General features: G+C 30.8%; 12 protein-coding genes. 4 read left to right on the top strand and 8 right to left on the bottom strand.

What is annotated here, in order from left to right:
- From Q0V09_RS03950 to Q0V09_RS03935, 4 genes are all read left to right on the top strand, one after another.
- The coding region (locus Q0V09_RS03950) for a YgiQ family radical SAM protein (RefSeq protein WP_297487257.1) at nt 1-1,429 on the top strand (1,429 nt) is incomplete at its 5' end.
- A gap of 4 nt (nt 1,430-1,433) precedes the next feature.
- Nucleotides 1,434-2,753 (top strand): ribosome biogenesis GTPase Der, encoded by a 1,320-nt coding sequence (gene der / locus Q0V09_RS03945; protein ID WP_297487255.1) that lies wholly within the window; start codon nt 1,434-1,436, stop codon nt 2,751-2,753.
- A 6-nt stretch (nt 2,754-2,759) separates the two neighbouring features.
- The gene (locus tag Q0V09_RS03940) at nt 2,760-3,416 is read left to right on the top strand and encodes a response regulator transcription factor (protein ID WP_297487253.1); all 657 of its coding nucleotides are present in this window, start codon (nt 2,760-2,762) and stop codon (nt 3,414-3,416) included.
- Nucleotides 3,397-4,764, top strand: coding sequence for a HAMP domain-containing sensor histidine kinase (locus tag Q0V09_RS03935; RefSeq protein ID WP_297487251.1), 1,368 nt, complete (start codon nt 3,397-3,399; stop codon nt 4,762-4,764). Before Q0V09_RS03940 ends, Q0V09_RS03935 begins: the two co-directional genes overlap by 20 nt.
- 15 nt (nt 4,765-4,779) lie before the next feature.
- Here the strand turns inward: Q0V09_RS03935 and Q0V09_RS03930 are convergent, their stop codons facing one another.
- The 8 genes from Q0V09_RS03930 to Q0V09_RS03895 all read right to left on the bottom strand — a co-directional run.
- A complete protein-coding gene (locus tag Q0V09_RS03930; RefSeq protein ID WP_297406236.1) occupies nt 4,780-5,187 on the bottom strand; it encodes a F0F1 ATP synthase subunit epsilon in 408 nt (135 codons plus the stop codon).
- Between the two features lie 2 nt (nt 5,188-5,189).
- The gene (gene atpD / locus Q0V09_RS03925) at nt 5,190-6,593 is read right to left on the bottom strand and encodes a F0F1 ATP synthase subunit beta (protein ID WP_297406238.1); all 1,404 of its coding nucleotides are present in this window, start codon (nt 6,591-6,593) and stop codon (nt 5,190-5,192) included.
- Between the two features lie 18 nt (nt 6,594-6,611).
- On the bottom strand, nt 6,612-7,463 hold the full coding sequence (gene atpG / locus Q0V09_RS03920; RefSeq protein ID WP_297406240.1) for an ATP synthase F1 subunit gamma: 852 nt from the start codon (nt 7,461-7,463) through the stop codon (nt 6,612-6,614).
- A gap of 14 nt (nt 7,464-7,477) precedes the next feature.
- Nucleotides 7,478-8,980 carry a F0F1 ATP synthase subunit alpha gene (atpA, locus tag Q0V09_RS03915; RefSeq protein ID WP_297406242.1) on the bottom strand — a complete coding sequence of 501 codons (1,503 nt, stop codon included), beginning with the start codon at nt 8,978-8,980 and terminating at the stop codon, nt 7,478-7,480.
- Nucleotides 8,981-9,011: 31 nt separating this feature from the next.
- Nucleotides 9,012-9,533, bottom strand: coding sequence for an ATP synthase F1 subunit delta (gene atpH / locus Q0V09_RS03910; protein ID WP_297487248.1), 522 nt, complete (start codon nt 9,531-9,533; stop codon nt 9,012-9,014).
- Nucleotides 9,527-10,036 (bottom strand): F0F1 ATP synthase subunit B, encoded by a 510-nt coding sequence (gene atpF, locus Q0V09_RS03905; protein WP_297406245.1) that lies wholly within the window; start codon nt 10,034-10,036, stop codon nt 9,527-9,529. The genes atpH and atpF overlap by 7 nt, the downstream gene beginning before the upstream one ends.
- Nucleotides 10,037-10,099: 63 nt before the next feature.
- A complete protein-coding gene (atpE, locus tag Q0V09_RS03900) occupies nt 10,100-10,369 on the bottom strand; it encodes an ATP synthase F0 subunit C (protein ID WP_297406247.1) in 270 nt (89 codons plus the stop codon).
- 48 nt (nt 10,370-10,417) lie between these two features.
- A partial coding sequence (locus Q0V09_RS03895) for a F0F1 ATP synthase subunit A (RefSeq protein WP_297487246.1) occupies nt 10,418-10,829 on the bottom strand: 412 nt, incomplete at its 5' end.

Here is a 10,829-nt window from a genome sequence, read left to right as displayed (position 1 = left end):
GAAAAAAAGAAAAAGTGACGATTTTACTCCAGGAGGTATCAATAATAGAAGACCTGATAGAGCTTCTATTCAATATACTAATCTTATTCGTCGTTTCTTTAAAAATAGTCTCGTTCCAATTGTTTTAGGTGGAATTGAGGCAAGTTTAAGAAGAATTGTTCATTACGACTATTGGAGCAACTCTCTTAGACGTTCTATTCTGTTTGATGCTAAAGCAGATATTCTATCTTATGGAATGGGTGAAAAATCAATGTTAGCTCTTGCTAGAGCTATTAAAAGTAATCAAGATTGGAGACATATTAGAGGTCTTGCATATATATCTAAAGAGCCTAAGAAAAACTATCTTTCTCTTCCTTCATATGAAGAATGTGTAGAAAGAAAAGAGAATTTTATAAAAGCTTTTGAAACTTTTTATGTTAATTGTGATCCCATAACAGCCAAAGGATTATGTCAACAAATTGGTGATAGATACTATATTCAAAATCCACCATCTGAAAACTTTACAAGTGATGATATGGATGCTATATATGGCCTCGATTTCGAAAGAGATGTTCATCCATATTATAAAAAAGATGGACATGTTAAAGCACTTGACACTATAAAAAACTCTGTAACAACACATAGAGGATGTTATGGCGAATGTAACTTTTGTGCCATTGCTGTTCATCAAGGTAGAACTGTTATATCTAGATCTGAAGATTCAATAGTTAAAGAGATTAAAACTCTTGCAAGTACTAAAGGATTTAAGGGACATATTTCTGATGTTGGTGGCCCTACTGCTAATATGTATCAAGTTGAATGCTCTAAAAAACTAACACTTGGATCTTGTTCACATAAAAGATGTCTTTATCCCCAAACATGTCCAGCTTTAAAATTAAATCATTCTAAACAAATAGATCTTTTAAAAAAATTAAAATCTATTGATAAAATAAAAAAAATATTTATTGCATCTGGTATTAGATATGATATGATTTTAGATGATAAGAAATTTGGAGATGACTATTTAGAAGAGATTATCAAAGATCATGTTTCAGGACAAATGAAAATTGCTCCTGAACATACTGAAGATAAAATTCTTTCTTTAATGGGTAAACAAGGAAAAAATATTCTGAGAGAGTTCAAAAATCGTTTCTACAAAATTAATGAAAAATATAATAAAAAACAGTTTTTAACATACTATCTTATTGCAGCACACCCAGGATGTAATGAAGGGGATATGCTTGATCTTAAAAGATTTGCATCTTCTGAACTTAAAATAAGTCCTGAACAAGTTCAAGTTTTCACACCTACTCCATCTACATATTCTACACTTATGTACTATACAGAGTTAAACCCTTTTACTAAGAAAAAACTCTTTGTTGAAAAGGATAATGGTAAAAAACAAAAACAAAAAGATATTATAACACAAAACAATAAAACTAGGAGGTAATTAAATGAAACCAATTGTTGCTATTGTTGGAAGACCTAATGTTGGAAAATCAACACTATTTAATAAATTGGTTGGGGATAGAGTCGCTATTGTCGACGACCAACCAGGGGTTACAAGAGATAGATTATACAGAGAAACAGAATGGAGTGGTACTGAATTCGTTTTAGTTGATACTGGAGGTCTTGAGCCAAGAAATAATGACTTTATGATGTCGAAAATAAAACAACAAGCTGAAGTTGCTATGAATGAAGCTGACGTTATCTTATTCGTTGTAGATGGAAGAGGTGGATTAAATCCACTTGATGAAGAGGTTGCTTACTTATTAAGAAAGAAAAAGAAACCTGTTATTCTTTGTATCAATAAAATTGATAACTTCCAAGCTCAACAAGATGATGTTTATGATTTCTGGGGATTAGGATTTGAACACTTAATTCCTATCTCTGCAGAACACAAAGTTAACTTAGGAGATATGCTTGATTTAATAACTTCTACAATTGAGGAAAGTGTAGAAGAGTATGAAGAGGTTGAAGGATTAAAACTTGCTATTATTGGAAGACCTAATGCTGGAAAATCATCTCTTGTTAATAGACTTTCAGGAGAAGAAAGAACTATAGTTAGTGATATTGCTGGTACTACAAGAGATGCTATTGATACTCTAATAGAGTTTGATGGTAATAAATACATCCTTATTGATACTGCTGGTATTAGAAGAAAATCAAAAGTTGAAGAGGATCTTGAGTATTACTCTGTTTTAAGAGCTATAAAAACTATAAAAAGATCTGACGTATGTGTTTGGATGATTGATGGTAGTGAAGGTTTAACAGAACAAGATAAGAGAATTGCAGGTATTGCCTTTGAAGAGAAAAAACCAATTATCATTGTTATTAATAAATGGGATACTATTCCTAATAAGAAAAATGATACTATGAAAAAAATGAGAGAAGAGCTTTATGCTGAACTTCCATTCTTATCATATGCTCCAATAGAGTTTGTTTCAGCCTTAACTGGACAAAGAACTACTAAGTTATTAGAGCACTCTGAAATGATCTTTGCTGAATATAATAAAAGAGTTTCTACAGGGTTACTAAACACTGTAATAAGTGATGCTATTATAATGAATAAGCCACCTACAAGAAAAGGTAGAGTTGTTAAAATTAATTATGCTACTCAAATAGCAACAGCACCACCAAGATTCATCTTATTCTGTAACTATCCAGAATTAGTTCACTTCTCTTACTCTAGATACATCGAGAATAAATTAAGAGAATCTTTCGGATTCGAAGGAACTCCAATCTCTATTATTTTTGAACATAAACACGGATAGAATATTATGAAAAAAGTTCTAATTATTGAAGATGAAATCTCTATTGCTAATATTATTTCTAATTCTTTAATAGAAGAAGGGTTTTTAACTACTTGTATCTCTCGTGGAGATTTAGCTATAGATACTTTTTTAAAGGAAAAACCTGATGCTATTTTATTAGATATTAATCTACCTGGACTAAATGGTTGGGATATTTGTAAATCTATAAAACAGATTTCCACAGTACCAATTATTATGATTACTGCTAGAGATAATGAATTTGATGAAATTAAAGGACTTGAGTTGGGGGCTGATGATTATATCACCAAGCCCTTTACTCCTAAACTTTTAATTGTAAAATTAAAAAAAATCTTTAAAATTGAAAGTTCTACATTTTTTAAATTAAATGATATCACTTTTGATTTTAATACTTTTACTTTAACTACTCCTGAAAGTATATTTATTCTCCCTAGGAGAGAAGCACAACTTTTAGAATTTTTCTTTAGAAATCAAAATATAATTTTTTCTAGAGAAACTCTTTTAAATGAAGTTTGGGGATTTGAATTCTTTGGAGATGAACGTGCTGTTGATACTGTTATTAAAAGACTACGAAAAAAACTTGGTTCTTTTGAAACTTATATTAAAAGTATAAGAGGAGTTGGTTATGTATTTAAAACAAATTAAAAATTCAATAAAACTTAACTTTTTTAAAAAACTATTTCTTTTAACCTTAGGAATAGTTTTTTTTACTATAATTATTGGATTTTTTCTCAACTTTTTATTTTTTGATAAATTTTATATCTATAGAAATAAACAGAACATACTCTCTATTAAAAATGAAGTATTAAAAAGTTTAAATAATTCAGAAAATTTTTCAACCTTGAGAAACTCTATTGATGAAACTTATGGTATTAAAGTTGATTTAAGATCATTTAAAAAAATTAGAAAAGGGAAAATGATGATGCATCATTTTAATACTTTTAGCTCTTTAAAAATTGGAGAAAGCGTATTCACTATTAAAGAGAGCGAAAATACTCCTGGTGTTATGTTTTTAAGATATAATGAAAGACTCCCAAATAACAAACTCCTAACACTTCGAACTTCTCTTTCAGTTATGAAAGAGCATCTACATGAATTATTATTTTTCAATATTTTTATTGCACTAATATCTTTAATTTTCTCTTCTATTTTTACTTTTTTATTTTCAAAAAAGGTAACTAAAAATATTACACAATTAAAAATAAGTGCACAGCAAATAGCACGATTAGAGCATCCAAAAGATATTATTATTCATTCAAATGATGAATTTCAAGATCTTAGTTATAATTTAGAAAAAATGTCTAAAAATCTACTGTTTTCAATTAATAATTTAAAACTTTTTGTTTCCAATGCTTCTCATGAATTAAAAACGCCTATTTCTGTTTTATGTTTATATTCTCAAGCCTTAGCAAGAGATAAAGTTAAAGAGGAAGATAAAAAAACCTATTATAAAATTTTATTAAAAAAATCTTTAGAAATGAGATCTTTAACAGAAAGTTTATTAACTTTATCTAAAATAAATTCCATTGATTATAAAATATCTAAAAATAAGTATAATGTAAAAGATATCATATCTAATTCTGTAGATACATATGATTATTTAGAATTTGAAAAAAATATTACTATTGATTTAAACATTTCTGATTTTTTTATAAATATTGATATTAATTTATTTTCAATAGCAATTAATAATTTAGTTCAGAATTTGTTTAAATACGCTTCTGAAGATTCTCAATGTGAAATATTTTCAAATGAAAATTATATGTATTTTGAAAATGAATTTATCAATGAAATTACTCATAAAGACTCTTTATTCGAACCATTTTCTAGAGGAGAAAATGCAATAGAAAATAGTATAGAGGGTAGTGGTCTTGGTTTATCCATTGTTAAACGTATTTTAGAATTACATAAACTTCATTATTTTTTAAATTTAGAGAATGATAAATTTAAGTTCATTATTTATTTTAATAAAGAAAAAAACCTCAGAAATTAATCTGAGGTTTTTATTTTATAACATTCTTTCAGCTATTTTAACTTTAGTTAAAGCTTGAGTTAAGATTTTTTGCACATTTGCATAATCTTTATCTTCAGCTAATTTATCAAGTTTTTCTTTAGCTATTTGAGCTTCTTTTCTAGCAATTTCTAAATCTATGTCTTTTATATTCATAGCTTCATCTGCTAAAACAGTTACTACATTATTTGAAATTTCCATAAATCCACCTGAAACATAGAAGAAATCTTCTTTTCCATTTGATCTTATTTTCATTTCTCCTGTAGAAAGACCTGCAACAAATGGTGAGTGATTTGCAAGTATACCCATATCTCCATCTGTAGTTCTTATCATAATGAATTCAACTTCTTCTGATAAAATCTTAGCTAGTGGTGTTACAACTTCTAACCTAAATGAGTTTGCCATAATTACTCAGCTCCCTTCATAAGGTCTCTTCCCTTAGCTATTGCCTCCTCAATTGTTCCTACATATAGGAACGCTTGTTCTGGAAGAGCATCATGTTGACCTTCAATTATTTCTTTGAAAGCTCTGATAGTCTCTTTTACTGGTACATATTTACCTGCCATTCCTGTAAATTGCTCAGCAACTGCAAATGGTTGTGAGAAGAATCTTTCAATTTTTCTTGCTCTAGAAACTGTTTGCTTATCTTCATCAGAAAGCTCATCCATTCCTAAGATAGCAATGATATCTTGAAGTTCTTTGTATCTTTGTAATATTTCTTGTACTTGTCTTGCAGTATTGTAGTGTTCATTTCCTACAATAGCTGGATCAAGAGCTGTAGATGTTGAATCAAGAGGGTCAACTGCTGGATAGATTCCAAGAGAAGCTATTCTTCTTGATAAAACTGTTGTTGCATCTAAGTGAGCAAATGTTGTTGCTGGAGCTGGGTCAGTAAGGTCATCTGCTGGTACATATACAGCTTGAACTGAAGTTATTGATCCTGCTTTAGTAGATGTAATTCTCTCTTGTAATTTACCCATTTCTGAAGCTAGTGTTGGTTGGTATCCAACTGCTGAAGGGATTCTTCCTAATAGGGCAGAAACCTCTGCTCCAGCTTGTGTAAATCTAAATATATTATCTATAAATAGAAGAACGTCTTGTCCCTCTTTATCTCTGAAGTTTTCTGCAACTGTAAGTCCAGTAAGAGCAACTCTTAGTCTTGCTCCAGGTGGCTCATTCATTTGACCATAAATTAGAGATGTCTTAGTGATTACTCCTGATTCGCTCATTTCATCAAATAAGTCTCTTCCTTCTCTTGTTCTTTCTCCAACACCGGCGAATACTGATAATCCTCCGTGTCCTTGAGCGATATTGTTAATAAGCTCCATTATAAGAACTGTCTTTCCAACTCCTGCTCCTCCAAACAATCCTATCTTTCCACCTTTTACATATGGTGCAAGTAGGTCAATTACTTTGATTCCAGTTTCGAATATTTCTACTTCTGTACCTTGCTCATCAAAGTTTGGAGCTTCTCTATGTATTGGTAATCTTTCTTCAGTATTTACTGGACCAGCTTCATCAACTGGTTGTCCCAATACGTTTAAAATTCTTCCTAGGACAGCTTTCCCTACAGGAACTGTTATTGCAGCTCCAGTATCTATTACTTCCATTCCTCTTTCTAGACCTTCTGTAGCGTCCATTGCAACTGTTCTTACAACGTTATTTCCAAGATGCTGTTGAACTTCAAGAACTAATTCTTTTCCATTCTCACCTTTTATGATTAACGCGTTGTAAATTGCAGGCAATTTATCACTAAATACTACGTCTACAACGGGACCTATTATTTGTGTAAGAGTTCCTTTGTTTTCCACTATTGCCTCCTCATTTTATTAATTTAATGCTGCGGCTCCACCAACTATTTCTGATATTTCTTGAGTTATCGATGCTTGTCTTCTTCTATTATATTCTAAAGTTAGCCCTTTAATCATATCCTCAGCGTTGTCTGTTGCACTTTTCATCGCATTTTTTCTTGCAGAATGCTCACTGGCAGTATTGTCAAGTAAAGCTTTATATAATTCAATATTAAGATACTTAGGTAATAATGAAGATAAAATATCTTCTGGAGATGGCTCAAATATATAAGCTTTATTCTCACTACCTTCAGCTCTTTCAATTGGAATCAATTTTCTTACTGTTAAATCACTTAGAAGAGCTGATACAAACTTATTATATATTACATAAACTTCATCAAAAATGTTGTTATAGTAATACTCAACAATATTCTCGCTAATTTCCTTAGCTTTATCAAACATTGTTTCTGGTATAAGTTGTGTATATTCAGCTTTTACATCGTAATCTCTTTTTGCACAGTATTCTCTTGCTTTCTTTCCTACTGCTATTACAGAGACTTCTTTTCCATTGTTTTCTAAAATTAACTTTTCTAGCGCCTTTAAAGTCGCACTGTTGAAGCTTCCTGCTAAACCTCTATCAGAAGTCATTACAATTACTCCAACTTTTTTAACTTCATCTCTTCCATCAAAAAGTGGATGTTTCTCACTTTTTACTCCAGATGCTATATTTTGTAAAATAGTAGCAATACATTCTGAATATGGTCTAGATTGAGCAACTATTGTTGAAAATTTCTTAAACTTTGTAGTTGAAACAATTTCCATAGCCTTTGTAATTTGGTGAGTAGACTGAACACTTTTTATTCTATTTTTTATTTCTCTAGTTCCAGCCATGCGCCCACCTCTCTTTAGTTAAAATTCTTTTTAAATGCTTTTATAGCTTCTACAATTTTCATTTCAAGATCCTTGTCTAAAGCTTTCTTTTCTACAATTTCATCTAAAATTGTAGTTGTATTTTTAATTTCAGCTAATAATTCAGTTTCAAATCTTCTTACTGTATCTAAAGCGATATCATCTAAGAATCCATTGATTACTGTATAGAAAGATACAACCTGTTGCTCTACAGCATATGGTTTGTATTGAGCTTGCTTAAGAATTTCCATAATTCTATGCCCTCTTTCTAATTGAGCTTTTGTTGTTTTATCAAGATCAGATCCAAATTGAGCAAATGTTAATAACTCAGTATACTGTGCTAATTCTAACTTAACTTTAGCAGCAACTTGCTTCATCGCTTTAATTTGAGCAGATCCTCCAACTCTTGATACAGATATACCAGCATTAATCGCAGGTCTAAATCCAGAGTTAAATAATTGAGCATCTAGGAATATTTGTCCATCTGTTATTGATATAACATTTGTTGGAATGTATGCAGATACGTCTCCAGCTTGAGTTTCGATAATAGGAAGGGCAGTTATTGATCCACCACCTAATTCATCAGATAACTTTGCTGCTCTCTCAAGTAATCTTGAGTGTAAGTAGAAAACGTCTCCAGGGTATGCTTCTCTTCCAGGTGGTCTCTTTAATAGAAGAGACATTTCTCTATATGCTACTGCATGTTTAGAAAGGTCATCATAAACTATTAAAACAGCTTCCCCTTTATCCATGAAGTATTCTCCCATAGCTACTCCTGAATATGGTGCTAAGTATTGAAGTGGAGCTGATTCAGATGCTGTAGCAGCAACAACTATTGTATATTCCATAGCTCCTGCATCTTCTAATCTTTTAACGATTTGTGCTACTGTTGATCTTTTTTGACCAATTGCAACATAAACACATTTTACTCCTGTTCCTTTTTGATTTAATATCGCATCTATTGCAACAGCTGTTTTACCAGTCTGTCTATCTCCGATAATAAGTTCTCTTTGACCTCTACCAATAGGTACCATTCCATCTATTGATTTGATTCCTGTTTGTAATGGCTCAGAAACTGGTTTTCTAGAAATGATTCCAGAAGCTTTTCTTTCAACTTCCATATATCTTTCTATTTTAAAGTCACCTTTACCATCAATTGGTTCTCCTAGTGCGTTAACTACTCTTCCTAATAAAGATTCTCCAGCTGGAACTGATGCGATTCTACCTGTGGCTTTAACCTCATCTCCCTCTTTAATCTTTGTATAGTCACCTAGTATAACAGCTCCAACGTTGTCTTCCTCTAGGTTAAGAACCATTCCTGTTATTCCGTTAGGAAATTCTAAAAGCTCTCCAGCCTTTGCACTGCTAAGTCCGTAAATCCTAGCAATTCCATCTCCTACTTCTAATACAGAACCTGAAGTTTTGACATCAAGACTCTTTTTATAGTTCTCGATCTCAGTTTTGATTATATTGCTTACTTCTTCTGGTCTGATTTTCAACTGATTACACCTCCTGATTTTATCAAGTAGTTTATTTTTGTGTTAGGACTTCTAACTGTCTACGAATACTTCCGTCTGTTATTTCATCTCCTATTTTGATAATACCTCCACCAATTAGAGATTTATCTACTTTAACTACTAGCTTTATTTTTTTACCTGTTTTATTTTCAAGATTTCTTGAAAGTTTTTCTTTTTGTTCTTCATTTATTCCAATAGCAAATGTAGCTTCAACATTAAGTATTTTATTTTTTAAATAATCTATCTTTACATATTCTGCTACTATTTCTCTAATTTGTGCAATTCTACCTTTTTCTAAAATATAAAATAGAATCTCTACTCCCTCTTTAGAATCAGCATAAATCTTATTTAATGCTTCTTTCTTTTCAGTTTCCTTAATTAAAGGGTGCGTAATGAAATTTCTAAAGTCAATATTTTGTTTATATAATTCCATAACAGAATTTAAAACTTCATATATTGATTTTACATGATTTCTATCTTCAGCAACTTTATAAATTGCTTCTGCATATCTTTTACCAATTTGATTTCCTAGCATTTTACTCCCCCTACCTCATCTATAAAATTATCAGCCAGGGCAGCTTCTAAGTTAGAATTTAAATTCTCTTTTATTATTTTTTCAGCTAACTTTATTGCTAATCCGTTCATTTCAACTTCTAGCTCAGTTTGTGCTGCTTGTTTCATTTTTTCAATTTCAAATTCTGCTGATTTTAACAGTTTATCTCTTTGAATTGTTGCTTCTGAAACAATAGTTTCTTTTCTTTCATCAGCTTTTTTCTCAGCTAATTGAATGATTTTTGTTGCTTCTTCTTTAGCTTCTTTTAATAAAAGTTCGGCCTCATTATTTCTAACTTTAGCTTCTTCTTTATTTTTTTGAGCTTCCGAAAATTCTTCAGCTATTTTTTCTCTTCTAGTATCCAATAATTTCATTAATGGACCTTTAAAATATTTATTGAATATAAATAATAAAATAAAAAAGTTTATTATTTGCCAAAACATATTTATATCTATCGATACTGCAGGCATATTTGTTGGTGCCAAGTGTTCTACCTCCCTTCCTAAAAAGTATTGGTGCATTACTCTAATAGAGTAATTTATTTTTTATTATCCTAGCATTCCTACGAATGGGTTAGCGTATAATAAGATTAATGCGATAACTAATGAATAGATACCTGTTGACTCAGATATTGCTTGTCCTAGTACCATTGTAGAAATGATATCTCCTTTTGCTTCTGGTTGTCTAGCTACTGATTCTACTGCTTTACCAGCTGCATATCCTTGTCCTATTCCTGGTCCTATACCAGCGATCATTCCACATCCTGCTCCAATTGCTGATGCTGCTAATACTATTGTTTTTGCTAACATTAAATCCATATTTGTTTACCTCCTAAGTTTTTTTAAAATACAATTTTTATTATTTCTCTATTTATCACTGGGATACTCTGCATCCCCTAATGAACCTTGAATATAAACCATACTTAGCATTAAGAATACAAAACTTTGTACTACTCCACTAAATATATCAAAATATAAGTGTAATGGCACTGGTATTACCATTGGTGCCGCTTTATAAATAAGTCCTAAAACAACCATTCCTGCAAACATATTTCCAAACAAACGAATTGATATATTTGTTGGTTTTGCTAATTCTCCAACTATATTAATTGGTAGCATAAACGGCATAGGTTCTATTAACCCTTTTAAATAACCAAGCACTCCATGTAATTTAAAACTTGTTCCTAAGAATGTTATTGTTGTTAATAGTGCTAATCCAACAGTTGTATTTAAATCTGCTGTTGGTGCTCTAAATGCTGGAGCTATTGAAAACAATCCA

Origin of the sequence: uncultured Cetobacterium sp. (assembly GCF_947039425.1) — a bacterium.
GTDB lineage: Bacteria > Fusobacteriota > Fusobacteriia > Fusobacteriales > Fusobacteriaceae > Cetobacterium_A.
This window is presented reverse-complemented; position numbering and strand designations above follow the sequence as displayed.